At 72.9% G+C, this 15365-nt stretch carries 15 protein-coding genes and 1 pseudogene; 3 read left to right on the top strand and 13 right to left on the bottom strand.

The window, feature by feature from the left end; translation table 11 throughout:
* From ACFV6I_RS00320 to ACFV6I_RS00330, 3 genes are all read right to left on the bottom strand, one after another.
* A partial coding sequence (locus ACFV6I_RS00320) for a cytochrome P450 (protein WP_380423090.1) occupies window positions 1-1423 on the bottom strand: 1423 nt, incomplete at its 3' end.
* A complete protein-coding gene (locus ACFV6I_RS00325) occupies window positions 1423-2418 on the bottom strand; it encodes a hypothetical protein (protein WP_380423091.1) in 996 nt (331 codons plus the stop codon). The genes ACFV6I_RS00320 and ACFV6I_RS00325, both read right to left, overlap by 1 nt.
* A 301-nt stretch (window positions 2419-2719) precedes the next feature.
* Window positions 2720-3355: a TetR/AcrR family transcriptional regulator gene (locus tag ACFV6I_RS00330; protein ID WP_063352069.1), complete on the bottom strand. Its 636-nt coding sequence runs from the start codon at window positions 3353-3355 to the stop codon at window positions 2720-2722.
* 145 nt (window positions 3356-3500) lie between these two features.
* Here ACFV6I_RS00330 and ACFV6I_RS00335 point away from each other — a divergent pair, with 145 nt between their 5' ends.
* Window positions 3501-4259: an SDR family NAD(P)-dependent oxidoreductase gene (locus tag ACFV6I_RS00335; protein WP_380423092.1), complete on the top strand. Its 759-nt coding sequence runs from the start codon at window positions 3501-3503 to the stop codon at window positions 4257-4259.
* A gap of 31 nt (window positions 4260-4290) precedes the next feature.
* Window positions 4291-4449, top strand: a pseudogene (locus ACFV6I_RS00340) (transposase); the annotation flags it as partial.
* 8 nt (window positions 4450-4457) lie between these two features.
* Here the strand turns inward: ACFV6I_RS00340 and ACFV6I_RS00345 are convergent.
* From ACFV6I_RS00345 to ACFV6I_RS00390, 10 genes are all read right to left on the bottom strand, one after another.
* Window positions 4458-4988 (bottom strand): (2Fe-2S)-binding protein, encoded by a 531-nt coding sequence (locus ACFV6I_RS00345; RefSeq protein ID WP_380423093.1) that lies wholly within the window; start codon window positions 4986-4988, stop codon window positions 4458-4460.
* Window positions 4985-5917, bottom strand: coding sequence for an FAD binding domain-containing protein (locus ACFV6I_RS00350; protein ID WP_380423094.1), 933 nt, complete (start codon window positions 5915-5917; stop codon window positions 4985-4987). The genes ACFV6I_RS00345 and ACFV6I_RS00350 overlap by 4 nt, the downstream gene beginning before the upstream one ends.
* On the bottom strand, window positions 5914-8229 hold the full coding sequence (locus tag ACFV6I_RS00355) for a xanthine dehydrogenase family protein molybdopterin-binding subunit (RefSeq protein WP_380423095.1): 2316 nt from the start codon (window positions 8227-8229) through the stop codon (window positions 5914-5916). The genes ACFV6I_RS00350 and ACFV6I_RS00355 overlap by 4 nt, the downstream gene beginning before the upstream one ends.
* 261 nt (window positions 8230-8490) lie before the next feature.
* Window positions 8491-8784, bottom strand: coding sequence for a hypothetical protein (locus ACFV6I_RS00360; RefSeq protein WP_380423096.1), 294 nt, complete (start codon window positions 8782-8784; stop codon window positions 8491-8493).
* A 101-nt stretch (window positions 8785-8885) separates the two neighbouring features.
* Window positions 8886-10049 carry a homogentisate 1,2-dioxygenase gene (locus ACFV6I_RS00365; protein WP_380423097.1) on the bottom strand — a complete coding sequence of 388 codons (1164 nt, stop codon included), beginning with the start codon at window positions 10047-10049 and terminating at the stop codon, window positions 8886-8888.
* A gap of 123 nt (window positions 10050-10172) precedes the next feature.
* Entirely contained in the window at window positions 10173-11009 is an 837-nt protein-coding gene (locus ACFV6I_RS00370) for a helix-turn-helix domain-containing protein (protein ID WP_380423098.1), read from the bottom strand.
* 314 nt (window positions 11010-11323) lie between these two features.
* Window positions 11324-11560 (bottom strand): hypothetical protein, encoded by a 237-nt coding sequence (locus tag ACFV6I_RS00375; RefSeq protein WP_063352064.1) that lies wholly within the window; start codon window positions 11558-11560, stop codon window positions 11324-11326.
* Window positions 11561-11740: 180 nt separating this feature from the next.
* Window positions 11741-12901, bottom strand: coding sequence for a hypothetical protein (locus ACFV6I_RS00380; protein ID WP_380423099.1), 1161 nt, complete (start codon window positions 12899-12901; stop codon window positions 11741-11743).
* A 412-nt stretch (window positions 12902-13313) separates the two neighbouring features.
* Window positions 13314-13727, bottom strand: coding sequence for an MMPL family transporter (locus ACFV6I_RS00385; protein WP_380423131.1), 414 nt, complete (start codon window positions 13725-13727; stop codon window positions 13314-13316).
* A gap of 69 nt (window positions 13728-13796) precedes the next feature.
* Window positions 13797-14135 carry a hypothetical protein gene (locus ACFV6I_RS00390; RefSeq protein ID WP_380423100.1) on the bottom strand — a complete coding sequence of 113 codons (339 nt, stop codon included), beginning with the start codon at window positions 14133-14135 and terminating at the stop codon, window positions 13797-13799.
* A gap of 376 nt (window positions 14136-14511) precedes the next feature.
* On the opposite strand from ACFV6I_RS00390, the gene ACFV6I_RS00395 reads away from it, so the two are divergent.
* On the top strand, window positions 14512-15066 hold the full coding sequence (locus tag ACFV6I_RS00395) for a hypothetical protein (protein ID WP_380423101.1): 555 nt from the start codon (window positions 14512-14514) through the stop codon (window positions 15064-15066).
* Window positions 15067-15365 lie beyond the last annotated feature (299 nt).

Raw genomic sequence — 15365 nt, forward strand, 5'->3', positions numbered from 1 at the left:
GCCCCGTATCCCCGCCGGGTGCGGCGCGGGGGGCGCGTGTCGGGCCCCGGGGCGCCGCGCCCCCCCGGGAAGCCCGGGTTCGGGCGGGCCGCGCCGGGCCGCGCGGGCGGATGGTGGCGGCGGTGGCGCTCTCCCGGAGGGGGGTGGCGGTGGCGGGCCTGAGTCGCAGGCGGGCGAGGACGGCTGCGGCGACGACGAGCATCTCGGTCCAGGCGAAGGACTCGCCGACGCACTTGTGGTGGCCCGCGCCGAAGGGGATGAACAGTCTGGGTGGGGCGTGGCCCGCAGGACGGCGCCAGCGGTCGGGATCGAATCGCAAGGGGTCGGGGTGGAGCCGCGGGGAGCGGTGCAGCGCGGTCGGGCTGAAGAGGATCTCGGCCCCCGGGGGCAGGACGACGCCGCCGTACCGGAGCGGTGCCACTGCCCGGCGCATCAGGATCCAGTTGGGGGTGTGGAGGCGGAGGGTCTCGCTGAGCGCGTGCCCCGTGTGCTCCAGGCGCGGTAGGTCGCCAGGGGGCACGGCGCCGTCGGTGGCGACGGCGCGCACCTCCTCGCTCAGCTCGTCCTGCAGGTCCTGGTGCCGGGCGAGTTCGTGGAAGAACCAGGCGAGCGTGGTGCCGGTCGTCTCGGTGCCGGCCAGGAGCAGTGAGACCGCCTCGTCCCGGACTTGGGCCCGTGCCATGGCGCGGCCGGTTTCGTCGTCGCGGGTGGTCAGCAGCAGGGACAGCAGCGCGTCGTCCGGGCCCTGGTGCGGGGCGGCGGCCTGGGCGATGATCTCGTCCACGACGGTGCGCAGGTCCCGGACCGCAGTGTCGAAGCGCCGGTTGGCCGGTACGGGCAGCTTCTCCAGCAGCGGTGACGGGTAGAGCGCCCGCTGGACGAATCCGGTGAGGACCACGGGCACGGCCCGGTCGATCCGGGCCTTCTGGGCGTGGCCCAGGCGGGTGGCGAACAGTGCCTCGACCACGATGTCCCGGGCGAGTCGGTGCATCCGCGGCTCGATCGGCGCGGCTCGCCCGGGCTCCCAGCGGGTCACCGCCGCCGCTGCCACGCGTGCGGTCAGGGCGGCGTACCGGCGGATGCTGTCGCGGTGGAAGGCCGGTTGGACCAGGCGTCGCTGGCGGAGGTGGAACGCGCCCTCGGAGGTGAACAGGCCGTTGCCCAGCAGGCCGCGGGCCTTGTCGAAGACGAAGCCCTTCTCGGTCTTCGCGGCGTCCCGAACGAGCAGCCGGTGGACCAGCTCGGGATCGGTGAGGACGTGAACCGGTCTGCGCCACAGGTGGATCCGCACCACCGGGCCGTGGTCGGCCAGCGACTGGAGGAAGGGTACGGGGCGGGTCAGCAGCGGGAGCAGGTGCCCGAGCAGCGGCAGGTGGCCCGGCGCGCACGGCGCGGTGCCGGGCGGGGTGTCCTCCTCGCGCATCAGTGCCCCGCCGCGGGGGCCGGCACGTCGAACCGGGAGGTGTGGCGGGACCAGTCGATGTGCCCGCGCAGCCACAGCCCGAGGCTGCGGGCGTAGGCCGAGGCCGCGCCGCTGCCGTCCGTGCGGATGGTTCGGCTCAGCTCGATGAACGCGTGCATCTCGGCGTCGCGCATGGCGACGGCGGACCGTCGGGCTTCGGCCGTGGAGCAGTGGTGGTGGCGGGCGAGGACCTCGACCAGGTTGTGGCGGTCCTGGCCGCCCGCGGTCTCCTTGGCGTGGGAGTACAGGTCGTTGTCCCAGCTCACCAGGTTCGCCGTGAGGTCCCTGAGCCTGCGCAGCGAAGGCCCGTCCGCCTCCGCGGCCGGGACTTCGTAGTCGGCGGCGATGTCGACCAGGGCGAGGCAGGTGTACGTCGCCCCGGCGTGCCTGCGCATGGCCACGTACTCGGACGGGCCCGGTACGGTGCCCGCCTCGCGGTTGGCGGCCTCCCACACCTGGGCGGAGAGGTAGTCGCGGACCGTGCACTCCCACCGGAACAGCTGTGACGGCGAGGCGTGTGCGGCGACCCGGTCCCGGATCTCCCGCAAGGCCACCGCGTAGGCGCCGGCCGGTCCGGGCATCTCGTCGCAGGGTGGCTCGGGGTCGATCACCCGGGCGAGGAGAGCGGTCGTGCGGGCCAACGGCCCGGGGCGGTCGCCGCGTTCGCGGTCCTCGCAGTACCCGTCGTCGAAGGCGAAGAGCCAGACGTACCAGTCGGACAGCAGGCGCAGCATCTCGGCGGAGACCTCGGGGTTGGTCCGGGCGGCCAGGTGGCCGCTGCGCTGGCGCCCGATCCGGTCGGACTGCCGGAGCCGCCCGTCCAGCAGCCGGTGGCGTGCCAGCCAGGCCAGGCTCTGCCGGTCGGCCTGTTCGGCGTGGGGGTTCGTCAGGGAGGGGAAGGGGCACCACAAGGCGTCCGGGGTGCTGTGTGGTTGCCCGTCGCGGAGATCGGTCATCGTTGTGCCGGCCTTCGTCTGGTGTGGGGTCGCAGCCGGCCTCCGTGCCCCGCGACGATCGCGTGGGGTCGCCAGGCCTGCCTGGGAGGCCGAAACTAGCCCTGCGCGGGGCAGGGGGATGGACTGCGCGCGCATCCGTCCTTGCCTCCCGGCGCACGGCTGGCCGTCTCGCCTCCTCAACAGCGGTGATGCGCTGACCGCTTGAGCTCGCCATCGTTTGCCGACGGCGACGGCCCGCACGATCACGGCTCCACGGGCCCCTCCAGCACTGGGGTGGCGGCGTGCGAATTCCAGCTTCGGATCAGGCCGGTCGATCGGAGGTGTAGCGGGCGAACATGGTCTCTACGGCCTGCTCGACGGCGTAGCGGATGTCAGAGGCTGAGGGGTTCCAGTCGGTCAGCAGCATGCGGGGCCACAGGACGTAGTTGGCGATCATCCCGAGGAACTGGTTGGCGGCGCTCTCGGCGTCCGGGACGTCGGCGTTGCCGGCCTCGTGCTCCGACTCCAGGTAGTGCTGGACCGAGGTGAAGTAGGGCAGCTTGCCGAGTTGGAACTGCATCTGCCCCAGTTCGGGGAAGCGGGGCAGCTCGGCGATGACGATGCGGAACAGGGCTGTCATGCCGGGCCGGCCGATCAGGTCGGCGTAGCGGTGGCCGATGGAGGTCAGGCCGGAGCGCAGGTCTCCGGCCTGAGGGCGCGCGACAGTGTCCGCGGTGTCACGCTGCCAGGACTCGGTGACGATGGCCTCGAAGAGGGCTGCCTTGGTGGGGAACTGCTTGAACAGGGTGGACTTCGAGACGGCCGCCCCTTCGGCGATGCGGGCGAGGGAGGTTCCGTCGTAGCCGCGGTTCAGGAAGAGGTCCGTGGCTGCGGAGATGATCGCCTCGCGCTTCTGCTGGGCGAGACGGCGGTGGTGTGCGGAGAGCTCTGCTGCCATGCGTGCAGTATGCCCCAGATCCGAGGCGAGTCACTTGACTCGCCTCTTTTGCTGTGCCTACGCTGCAATGGAAAGGCGAGTCAACCGACTCGCATCTGATGGCGGTGCCCGATGTCTCTGGTGCCGTGTGATGAGGGAGCAGCTGATGACAGCCGACAGGATCGCTTTGGTGACCGGTGCGAACCGTGGCCTGGGCCGGAGTACGGCTCTTGCCCTGGCGGCGCGCGGGGTGCGGGTCGTGGTCACCCATCGCGGTGATGTGGACGGGGCCGAGGAGACGGCGCAGCGAGTGCACGCCGCGGGTGGGACTGCCGCTGTCATGCGTCTCGATATCAGCGACATCTCCTCTTTCGGAGCCTTCACTTCCGAGCTGAGCGCACTGCTTGAGCGCTGGGGGGCCTCGCGGCTCGACATCGTGGTCAACAACGCGGGGGTTGGCGTTTTCGGTCCGCTGGAAGCTGTCACGGCCGACGACTTCGACACGGTGTTCGGCACGAACGTGCGGGGCACGTTCTTCCTCATCCAGTCGCTTGTGCCGCTGCTGGCGCAGGGCGCCCACGTCATCAACGTCTCGTCGTCGTTGACTCGCCACACCAGTCCCGCGACCTCGGTCTACTCCGCCTCGAAGGCCGCCGTCGAGGCGCTGAGCCGCACTCTGGCCGCAGAGCTCGGCCCCCGAGGTATCCGGGTCAACTCCATTGCCCCGGGGCCGACCGCCACCGACTTCAACGGCGGTGCCATGCGGGATGACGCCGGTATGCGCCAGGGTCTGGCCGGGCAGACCGCGCTCGGCCGTGTCGGCGAACCCGAGGAGATCGGCGACGCCATCGCCACGCTGGCCTCCGAGGGCCTGCGCTGGGTGACCGCCGAGCGCATCGAGGTCTCCGGCGGCGCCCTCCTCTGACCAACCGGGCGAGCCTGTCCCGGGCGGCAGGCAACGCCTTGGCCGACACCGCTGGGTGATCGAGCGCACTGTTGCCTGGCTCGGCGGCTTCCGCCGGCTCCACCGCCGCTACGAACGCAAGGCCGACCACTTCGCCGCCTTCGCCGGCACCGCCGCAGCCCCCATCTGCACCCGCCGACTCTCCACATGAGATGTCTTCTACGGGTGGTTGTGAGCGGACGGTCGCTGCGGCGGATCCCGCAGGTCGTCCGGGCGCGGCGCGTTCTGCTCGCGGGCGGCCCGCAGGATCGCGCGGCGGATGGGTTCGTAGCCGGTGCACCGGCAGAGGTTGGAGCCGACCAGGGCGTCGACCTTCTCGGGGGAGTCCGCGAGGCCGGGGTCGGCCGCCAAGGCGCCGGCGGCGACCATGAGGAACCCCGGGGTGCAGAAGCCGCACTGCAGGGCGTGTTCGGCGGAGAACGCCCGCTGGAGGGGGTGGGGATCGCCGCCGGGCCCGGCGAGGCCCTCGACGGTGCCCATCGAACTCCCGTCGCACTGCACGGCGAACACGAGGCAGGAGCGGACCGCCTCGCCGTCCACCAGCACCGTGCACGCCCCGCAGACGCCGTGCTCGCAGCCCAGGTGGGTGCCGGTCAACCGGCATTCCTCCCGCAGCACGTCGGCGAGGATGCGGCGGGGTTCCACGTCGAGGCGGTGCGTTTCGCCGTTGACGGTCAGGGTGATCCTCATGCGCGGTCTCCGTCCGGCCCGGTGCGGCGGGATCGCAGGTCCCGTGCCGCCTGGTGCAGCGTCCTGGCGACCAGCACCGCGACGGCGTGCCGCTTGTACTCGGTGTCGGCGTACGGCTCCGGCACGGGGGCGGCGTCCTGCTGCGCCGCGATCCCGCCGGCCCGGACGAACGGGTGCCCGTCGGGCAGCCGGTGTCCGCCGACGGGTGCCCAGGCCTCGGCGCCGATCAGCGCCTGCTCGGCGGCGCGGGCCCGCAGCGGCCGGTCGGCGCAGTTGGCCAGCCCGATCCGGGCCTCGGCGACCACCCCCTCCCGCACCGTCAGGGCGGCGGCGACCGCGACCTGGGCGAAGCAGAAGTGCGTACGGCGGTGCTCGGTGAAACCGACCCCGGTGTCGCCGTCGAGCAGCGGGAAGGCCACCGAGGTCAGCAGCTCGTCCGGTCGGCGAGCGGTCAGGTGCGGCCCCTGGAAGTAGTCCCGGGCCGCGACCGTGCGCGTGCCCAGCGGGCCGGACAGCTCGACGTCGGCGTCCAGGGCGGCGCCCACGGCGCACCACTCGGAGGCGGGGTGCGCCCAGGCGAAGCTGCCCGCCATCGTGCCGCGCGAGCGGATGGGAGGGTGGGCGATGTGGACCGCCGCGCGGGCGAACAGCGCGCCGAGCGGGCCGGGGACGGCCCGTGCCGATTCGAACGCGCGGTGTCGTACCAGGGCGCCGACCCGCAGGGTGCCGCCGTCCGGGTCGATCCGGTCGAGTCCCGGGACGCGGTTGATGTCGACCACCAGCCCGGGGCGCACGCGGTGCAGGCGCATGTCGAGGATCAGGCTCTGCCCGCCGGCGAGCACCTGGGCCGTCCCGTCCGCGGAGCTGAGCGCCTCGACGGCCTCGGCCACCGTGCGCGGTACGGCGTAGTCGAAGGCGGCCGGCTTCACCGAGCCGCCTCCACAAGCTTCGGGGCACGGGCCGCCCGCCAGACCACGTCCGGGGTGAGCGGCATCTGCAACAGGTCGGGGTCGGCGATCCGCAGCGCGTCGACCACGGCGTTGACGACCGCGGCCGGAGTGCCGATGCAGCCCGACTCGCCCGCCCCCTTGGCGCCCAGCGGCGTACCCGGGCCCGGGGTGCAGGTGTCCCTGACCTCGATGGCCGGCACTTCGGTGAAGGTCGGCAGCAGGTAGTCCAGCAGCCCGGAGGCCAACAGCGGTACGCCGTCGTCCCGGTGGGGGATCCCCTCGTACAGGGCCTGGCCGATGCCCTGCACCGCCGACCCGAAGGCCTGCCCGCGCACGATCACCGGGTCGAGCTGCACGCCGCAGTCGTCCACGGCCACCACCCGCAGCAGCCGTACGGTGCCCAGTTCGGGATCGACCTCGGCCACCGCCGCGTGGGCGCCGAAGGGGAAGGCCATGCCCGCCTCGAACCGGTCGTCCACCCGCAGCGGCCCGGTCGCCCGCACCAGCTCGGCCAGTTCGATCGCCGGCGAGCCGCCACGGGCGAGGCGCGCGGCGCCGTCGGACCAGTCCACGGCCTCGGTGGGAACGCTCCACAGCCGCGCGGCCCGCTCGCGTGCCTCGTCGAGCAGCAGCTGCGCGGCGTGCCGCAGCATCGCACCGGCCACCTGGGCGGAGCGGCTGCCGAAGGAGCCCATTCCCTCGGGCTGCTCGTCGGTGTCCCCCTCGACCAGCCGGACCCGGCCCGGGTCCACGCCCAGGGCTTCGGCCACCAGCGCGGGGAAGACCGTCTCGTGCCCCTGGCCGGCGGGGGCCGCGCCGCACCGGACGAGGACCGTGCCGTCCGCTGCGGCCTCGACGCCGCCGAACTCGTGGAGCCCGCCCGGCTCCCCGCCGGAGCGTTCCACGTAGCAGGACAGGCCGATGCCCAGCGGCAGGGCGTCAGGGTCCGTTCGGCGCCGGGCCTGTTCGGCCCGCCACCCGGGGTAGTCCAGGGTCTCCAGCGCCAGGTCCAGCGCGGCGGCGTAGTTCCCGCTGTCGTAGCACCGGCCGGTGGGCGTCCGGTACGGGAACCGGTGCGGCGGGATGAAGTTGCGCCGCCTCAATTCGGCTGGGTCGATGGCGAGTTGACGAGCCATCTGGTCCACGGCCCGCTCCAGCGCGATCGCCGCCTCCGGTCGGCCGGCACCGCGGTACGGGTACGTCACCATGGTGTTGGTCAGCACCGAGCGGACGGTCGTGTGCACCTGCGGGGTCGCGTACGGGCCGGTGGCCATCAAGGCGGTCTGCATCGGCAGCCCGGCACCGAGCTGAGGGTAGGCGCCCACCTCGGCTTCAATCTCCAACTCGTAGGCGAGCAGCCGTCCTTCGGCGTCGGCGGCTAGCCGCACCCGCTGGTCCTGCCCCCGGCCCCGGGAGGCGGCCGTCATCGACTCCAGCCGGTCCTCGATCCACCGCACCGGCCGGCCCAGCCGCACCGCCAGGTGGGCGACCACGACGAACTCCGGCCACGCCGCGCTCTTCGACCCGAACGCCCCGCCGGTGTCCGGGACCACCACGCGCACCCGGTCGACCGGCCACCCCAGCAGCGCCGCCAGTTCGCGCCGCAGCCGGTGCGGCATCTGGTGCCCCGACCACACCGTCAGCCGGTCCCCTTCGGGTACGGCGAGGATTGTTCGGCACTCCATCGGGGACGGCAGCAGGAGCTGCTGGCGGTAGCGGCCCTCCACCACCACCGCGGCCCGCCGCCACACCGAATCGTCGATCGGCCGCCCGGCCTCCCCGCGGAAGACGGTGTTGCTCAGACCGTCGAACAACCGGACCGAGTCCGTCGCCGCCGCGCCCGCGGTGACTGCTGCGGGCAGCGGGTCGACCCGGACGGACACCGCCGCCGCCCCGTCCTCGGCCCGGTAACGGTCCTCGCCCAGCACCACCGCCACCGCCTCGCCCACGTACCGCACCCGGTCCCTCGCCAGCGCCGGCCACTCCCGGCCTGCCACGGCCTCCTCCGTGGACAGTCCGGCCAACAACGTGTACGGCACCGCCGGAAGCCCCCGAAAGCCGGAGGCCGCCGTCCCGGGCGGGCCCGGCTCCGACAGATCCGCGCCGGACCAGGCCCCCACCACTCCCGGCACCTCCCGGGCGGCAGCGCAGTCCACCCCGCGCAGCACACCGTGGGCCACGCCGCTGCGCACGAACGCCGCGTCCAGGCACCCGGGCACCTCGATGTCGGCGACGAAGCGGCCCCGACCGGTGAGCAGCCGTTCGTCCTCGCGCCTGGTCCACTGCTCCACGACTGCACCTCCGTGACTCGTACCGCTCACAGGGGAGTTGGCCGCCGCGCCACGGTGTGCGGGCGCCAACGGCCGTACCCGCGCGGGCGCACGTGAGGAATCCCACCGTAGGGGCCGCCCACCTTGGTGCGCGGGCAACACGCGGACCGGTCCCTACCCGCTTCCGGTCGACGGGAACCCCACGGCCCTGTCCACAGGCGCGTTCGGTTCCGGGGCCGTGTCCACGGCGGGCAACTCCGAGGGCCGGCGGGGCGAAGTCGCTCAGTGCACGGTCAGCAGGATGCAGCCGTCGCCGCCCCGGGCGCCGGCGTACCCGTGTCCTCCCCAGCTGCCACCGCCACCGCCGCCGCCACCTGCCCCGATGAAGAACAGCTCGTGATCGCGGGTGCCGGGAGGCAGGACGCAGCCGTAGTCACCCGGCGTGTGGTACGCGGTGGTCCCCTTGGCGCAGTACGTCACCGACGGCTGCGCGGCGGCGTCCGAGGCCGCCACGCCGCCCATGACGAGCGCGAGGACAGAACCGCAGATCACGGCTGCCCCATGGATCCTGATCACGAGATGAACCCTTCTCTCCTTCTTCGTGCGAACCCGGCTCGACGATGCCGTGCCGGCGGTGTTTCCGTACGGACCCGGTCGTTCGCCGGGACGATGGCCCTTCACCCGGCCGAGGGCGCCGGGGCTGCCTTCCCCGCCTGGCCGGCCTCCTGGTCCGTGCGCCTGACGGCCTCGGCGTCCGGTGTGGGGGTCAGGGGCACCCTGGTGTCCACGAAGACGACCTCGCTGTCGATGCGGTCGCCCGGCTTGCGTTCCTTGGCCAGCTGTTCCTGGAGTTCGGCGGGCAGGCCGTGGTGCAGGCCCTGCGGGACGAGGGACATGGTGGCCGGGGCGACGGGCACGCCGAGCACGGTTCCGTTGTGGAAGAACGTGAACTCGTCGTAGTCCGCGTTGCGGTGGTAGGGCGGGAAGGGTTCCGAGTCGGGAGCCGATTCGAAGGGGCGGGGCAGGAAGTTGCCCACCATGAAGGTGGATGTGGCGAAGACGGCGTAGGCGGACGGCATGACGTGGATGCGGTCGCTCATCACCGGCCGGTAGTCGCGGATGTTCATCTTGAACGGGAACAGGTCGCCCGACCATCCTTCGACGTCGATCGGGTCGGAGTCGAAGACGATGGTGGCGCGCTCGCCGCGGAGCTTGACCCGGACCGGCCACTGCCCGTCCTCGTCGCGCCCGTCGCCCAGCTCGTCCAGGGCCGGGGAGGGCACGTACAGCAGCCCGGGGTCGAAGGGGGCGCGGCGGCCGAACGCGCCGGTGTCGGCGAAGCCCAGTTCCTCGGTCGACTCGATGACGAGGAAGTAGTTCTCCGGCCCGGCCGGGCGGATGCGGTAGGTGACGCCCTTGGGCACCAGGACGTAGTCGCCGGGCTCGTAGGGGATGGGTCCGAACTCGGTGTAGAAGGTGCCGGTGCCCTCGTGCACGAAGTACAGCTCGTCCCCGTCGGTGTTGCGCGCCGAGTAGGGCATGTTCGCGCTGCGCCGGCTGACGTGGAGGGACAGGTGGGGGTTGTGGAACAGCCGCAGCGGGACTCCGCCGGCACTGCCGCGGTCGGTGGGCTCCAGCAACCGCCCGTCGTAGTTGCGGTTTCCCGCGCTCTCCTCCGCGTGCCTCCATGCGGTCGGCTCGCTGCGCCGGTACAGGTAGGCGTCGCGTCCTTCGAAGCCCTGCCGCGTGAGCATGTCCTCGTACAGGCCGCCCAGTTCGCGCCGTCCGGTCACGGCCTGGCGCAGTACCCTTCCCCGGCTGTGGTGAATCCAGGATCGCATCGGCCTGATGTCCATCTGCCGTTTCCCTTCCGCTCCGTCGGACTTGCTTCCCCGACGATGCGCGATGACGTCCCGTACAGGAACGCCGTGGGGATACCCGTACCAGCAGGGAGACGTTGCGGTTCATCCGGTGCCGAGGAGGGAGGCGAAGGCCGCGGCGGTCTCCTCGTCGCCCGGCAGCCACAACTGCAGCCAGTGGTTGGCCTCGCCGACGAACAGGACCTCCACGCGCATGTTGAGGTCTCCGGCCTCGGGGTGCCGGACGCGATTGCTGATGGGCCGCCGGGCGGCGACCGTGTGGGCCGCCCAACGGGCCGCGAACTCGGGAACGGCACGCACGTCGTCGACCAGGTCCTTGAACGCGCAGTCGGAGCCCCAGTCGGGCTCGGCGGCCCGCAGCCAGCCGACCGCCCCGTCCGCCGTCGCCGCCCAGGCCGCCTCATCAAGGATCCGGCGCGCCATGGGGTGCAGGAAGTGGTAGCGGATGAGATTGGGCGGGGTCTTGTCCAGCACACCCATCGGCGTCGCCATCACCTCCCACGACCGGTTCCAGGCCACGACGTCGTAGACCGGCCCGAGCAGGCACGCCGGGCTCGGGTCCAGACGGTCCAGGAGGTCGCGCACGCCGGGGCGCGGATCCTCACCCACCGGCGGGGGAGCGGGAAGGAGCGGGGCGCTGTGCTGCCGCATCGCCAGCATCGCCAGGTGCTGCTTCTCCTCGACGGACAGGCGCAACGCGTCGGCGAGCGCCGCGAGCACCGCACCGGACGGATTGGTGTCCCGGCCCTGCTCAAGGCGTTCGAGATACTCGACGCTCAACCCGGCGAGCGTGGCCAGCTCCCCGCGGCGCAGCCCCGGCGTGCGCCGCCGGCCATGAGAGGCCAGGCCCACCTGCTCCGGCTTGAGCCGCTCCCGGCGTGAACGCAGAAACGCGGCCAAACTGCTCTCGTCGGTTGTCATACGAGCGAAACTCCTCTGAATCCGGCCCGCCGGGAGCGAGGGAGCCCCACAGCGCGGCGGGCTGCCTGCAAGGACAGCGGAAACGCCTCAGGGGCCGCTGGAGAGCCCACCCGCGCCGGTGGACACCTGCGCCTGACCGGGAAGCCCGAAGGCCCGAACCCTCACCCTTCAACGAGGTGCGCCGTCAGACGGTGTCCGGGGCGCGGTCCTGGTTCTACCGCAGGGCGCGGAGTGGATCGAGGTGGTCCGCATCGACCCTGCCCCACATGCACGCTTGCACCTACGTCCTGAAGCAGGACCTCGCTGTTCAACTGTCACTCGGACGACGGTTCACAGCCGAACATCGCGTCCGGCACGTTCACCGCGAACGGCGCCGGAACGGGCGACTGCAACGGGACCGTGACGGGGGCCGGCACCGCCGTGATCACCTGGCTGGGCGCGAACGGCAACACCCTGGGCACCTCCAACATCGGCACCAACGGCATGTAGGAGGGCCAGAGCGACGCGAAGGACAACGCGGTCACGTCCCACGCTTCGGCTTCGTCGCGCACCGCCTGGTCACACCAGCCGGGAGAGCCGCCCGGCGTCCCCGTCCCTACTTGTTCGGGACGCCATCCCGGTCCGCGCCGTCCACACCCTGAGCCCGGCACGGCCGCCGTCCGCTGGTTCAGCCACCGCGATCCGGGAGCCGCGCTGCCGGCGCTTCGTGTGGCCGGGCGTGGCCGGGGTGGCTACCAGGTGATCAGGATGTAGCCGTTGCCTCCGGGGTCTGCGGAGGCGTTCTGGGCGTTGGCGCCGCCGTTGCCGGGCTGGTCGTCGGGGCCGGGCGGGTTCTGGCCGCCGTCGCCGCCTCTGCCACCGCTGCCACCGCCGGTGCCGTTGGTGCCGGCGCCGCCCTGTCCGGTGTCGGCGGGCGGAGTGACGCCGGTGGGCAGGGTGATCGTCGCGGGGGTCCCGCCCGTGCCGCCGCTGCCGCCCGTGCCGCCGAGCGATCCTGCTCCGCCGCCGCCCGGGCCGCCGATGGGGACCGCGTTGGCGCCGCGGCCGCCGTTGCCGGCATCGGCGCTGGCCGTACCGCCCAGGCCGGATCCGCTGGAGTGGCCGGCGGTTTCGACGAACGGGGCTCCGCGTCCGCAGCCGGTCGACTGCGGACGGCCGCCCGCGACCGAGACCCCGCCGGTCCCGCCCGCGGCGCCGCTCCCACCCGCGCCGCCCGCTCCGCCGAGCGATCCGGTGGAGGCTTCTCCGCCAGTGCCTCCGCTCCCGCCCCGGCCCGCGCCGCCGACCACCCCGGCGTCACCTCCGTTGGCGTTCGCCTTGATCTTCGCCCCGGAAAGACTGATGAGGGCGGTGTACTCACCGACGGATGGCCTCGTGGCGGCGGTGCCCGCGCTGCCGGCGGCGCCGGGCCTGGCCGGCTTGAGGGTGGCACCGGCCGCACCGCCTCCGCCGCCGGTGCCGCCCCCGCCCTGGTCCCGCGGGGCGCCGCCCGCGCCGACGCGGATCAGGAACTGCTCGCCCGGGGTGACCGGAACGGCGGTGCACACCAGGGACGCTCCGCCTCCTCCGCCGCTGCCCCCGCCTCCTCCTCCGCCGCCGGCCCCGCCTCCGCCGCCCCCGCCAGTGGCGTCGCCGAGGAAGGTCCAGTTCCCGCCCCCGCCGCCGCCTCCGCCGCCGCCACCTCCCCCGCCGGGCGCGCCGCCGCCGCCCGCGCCGAGCAGGTACAGGTCCAGCGAGGTGACACCTGCGGGCACCCTGAAGCTGTTGAGGCCCGTCCGGGTGAATTCCTGCCGGCCGTGGGGCTGGTCGGTCAGCGCGAGGGGCCCGCCTGCGCTGGGGGCGGAGTGAGCGGGGGCGCCGGCGCCGAGCAGGCAGCACAGCGCCACGGGCACACCGAGCAGCGCACGCCGACAGCGCGGCGCGGACACCGGCAGAGCGGCCGGGACGACGGGAAGCGGTGAACGAGTGGCACCGCAGACGGGTCCACGCGGAGCGTTGGATCTCATGGCAAGATCGTGTGCGATCTTCGGGTGCGGCGCCAGCGCGCCACCTCCGAACGGCCCAGGACGACGCAGCACGCGAACCACCCCGCAGCTCAGGCGCCCCGGCCACCGCCGAGGACTTCCTCAGAACCGAGCCGAGCAGCCCCGGCGACATCGGTGAAGCCCAGGTCGGCGATCGCCAGGTCGACATGGGCGGCACGGATCGGACGATGAGTCAGGGCGTGACGGGTTCAACTCGGTTGGGACGGAGCGCTTCCACCGCACTCAGGTGTTCCCCCCTCAAGGTCTGACCACCACCGCCTCACCTGTACGACCCATGTGCCACCCTGTCACCCCGGGCAGTGGCGAACGACATCGGATCGAGGCGGCCGCGAAGGCCGGTCAGAAGTCCGAGATCACCCCATGCCCCTCTCGTAGGCATCTCGGCCGAACCCCTACCACCCCGGCCCGGGATGCCCGCCAACCCCAGGACGGCGAAGGAGAGTGCCAGGCTGGCTCCGGCGACGGCAAGGGGCAGCAGGGCGGCCGTCAGACTGCGGATGAAGAGCAGCAGCAGGATGAACAAAGCTGGGAAGAGCCAGAGTTCGGCGCGCGTGAGTTCCTCGTCCAGGGCGTGGTCGAGGTCGGACTGGAACGGGGCCCAGGTCGGGGCCGCAGCACGGGCCGTGGTAACTCGGCCAGGAGGTCTTCGAACCGGGTGGCGTGCGGCAATCAGCCGGCGTTGGGCTGGACGGCGCTCGACTTCGCCGACACGAGGGCGGCTTGGCCGCCGTGGCTGGCCCTGCTACTCGGTACAGGAGAGGCCGGTGACCAGGTCGCTGGAGACGGCCTCCCCGGCGACGCCGGCGACCGGGACGCAGGTGAGGGTGACCTGGTCGGAGCGGCGGACGATGGTGAAGGTGGTGCTGATCGTCCCGGAATCGGGAGCGCCGCCGGACGGGACGCAGTTGAGCACCCCCTCGCCCAGGGGGCCGACAGCGGTCACGTCGTCGCAGGCGTAGGAGGGCGTGGCGGCGTAGGCGGGAGCGACGGCGAGGGAGAGCATGGCGGCGCCTGCCGCAGCGGCGGCCACGGTGACGGCGGCGGCCCGCCGTACTCGGCGGTGGACAGAGAAGGAGAACAACGTTGGCCTCCTGGCCTGTAGGTCCGTGAGGACGATGATGATGACGAGGGCCCGGCCGAGATGACAGCGGGTCGTCGCTCACAGGATCACCGCTGCGCTCATCGCGCGCCACTGTACTGGGGCCCTCCACCACGGCGGCTGCTCCGTTGGGCGATTGGGGGATCGATGCGGCGATCCCGGTGGTGCGGAGGCGGCCCGGGGGCCGTGGTAGGCGGTGGTCGTGGCAGGCCGGGGTGTGGTGTGCCCGCAGGGCGCATGCGGGGCCGCGTCGCTGTCCGCGCTGCGGCGCGCCGTCGTTGTGCGCTCCCTCCACGCCGACGTTCCGTGTCATCGTAAGTGCACAAAGCAGATTGAGGTTCCCTCGTCCGGAGGTTCGATGAACGCCGTTCCGTCCCGATTCGCGCTCTCCCGTCTCGTCGGCCTGGCCGGGGCCATGGCGATGGCCTGTGGGCTCCTGCTGGCCCCGGCCGGCGCACCGGCTCACGCTCAAGGGCTGCTGGACGTGCAGTGCGAGGGCACGTTCACCAGCGAGTACACCCCCGTGCTGACCGACCGGCCGCAGGACGTCAGCATCGCCAACCAGAACTCCTACGCGACGTGCGAGGCGGGTCTTCCCGGGACGAGCGCGACCACGAGCGCTGAGCCGGGCGAGACCTGTGTCAACCTGCTCCACGCTCTGGCCCCGTTCGACGAGACCATCACCTGGAGCGACCAGAGCACCAGCGCCGTGCATTGGACCTCCGTGGAGGACACCGGCGGCGCCGCCACCTTGACCGGCACCGTCACCGCCGGTCGCTACACGGGCGACACCGCCGAGAAGATCCTGGAAGCCACCGACATCACCGGCACCAACCCCGAACTGTGCCCGCTCGGGGACGGCACCATCTCGGGGGCCAGCGGCCTCGTCACTCTCACCCTGACCTCACTGTGACAAAGCCCAGCCCAGCCCAGTCCAGACCTGAGATCGAGAAGCCGTTGCGCCTCCGGCGCGGCTCGTGGGTGACGAATCCATCGGAGCGTCAGGATGCGGGACGCGGGACGCGGGACGCGGGAGGCGGGGGTGCGATGGTTCGATGCCGGCGAGCCGCGCTTCGACGACTGCCTCCAGGGCGCAGGCGTAGCCGTCGTGTTCGGTCTCGATCCGGAAATCGGCTGTGACCGTGTCCATCGCGGCCGTCCCGATCCTGGCGGTGGCCGGCGCCGCGCGGCGGCGCTGGAACCGGCGCCTCC

It is taken from the genome of Kitasatospora sp. NPDC059803 (genome assembly GCF_042732255.1).
Lineage (GTDB): Bacteria > Actinomycetota > Actinomycetes > Streptomycetales > Streptomycetaceae > Kitasatospora.

Bases quoted from the DNA above. Each gene is read 5' to 3' on its own strand.
- ACFV6I_RS00325 (WP_380423091.1), bottom strand. From the start codon at position 2,418: ATGACCGATCTCCGCGACGGGCAACCACACAGCACCCCGGACGCCTTG.
- ACFV6I_RS00330 (WP_063352069.1), bottom strand. From the start codon at position 3,355: ATGGCAGCAGAGCTCTCCGCACACCACCGCCGTCTCGCCCAGCAGAAG.
- ACFV6I_RS00335 (WP_380423092.1), top strand. From the start codon at position 3,501: ATGACAGCCGACAGGATCGCTTTGGTGACCGGTGCGAACCGTGGCCTG.
- ACFV6I_RS00345 (WP_380423093.1), bottom strand. From the start codon at position 4,988: ATGAGGATCACCCTGACCGTCAACGGCGAAACGCACCGCCTCGACGTG.
- ACFV6I_RS00365 (WP_380423097.1), bottom strand. From the start codon at position 10,049: ATGCGATCCTGGATTCACCACAGCCGGGGAAGGGTACTGCGCCAGGCC.
- ACFV6I_RS00370 (WP_380423098.1), bottom strand. From the start codon at position 11,009: ATGACAACCGACGAGAGCAGTTTGGCCGCGTTTCTGCGTTCACGCCGG.
- ACFV6I_RS00395 (WP_380423101.1), top strand. From the start codon at position 14,512: ATGAACGCCGTTCCGTCCCGATTCGCGCTCTCCCGTCTCGTCGGCCTG.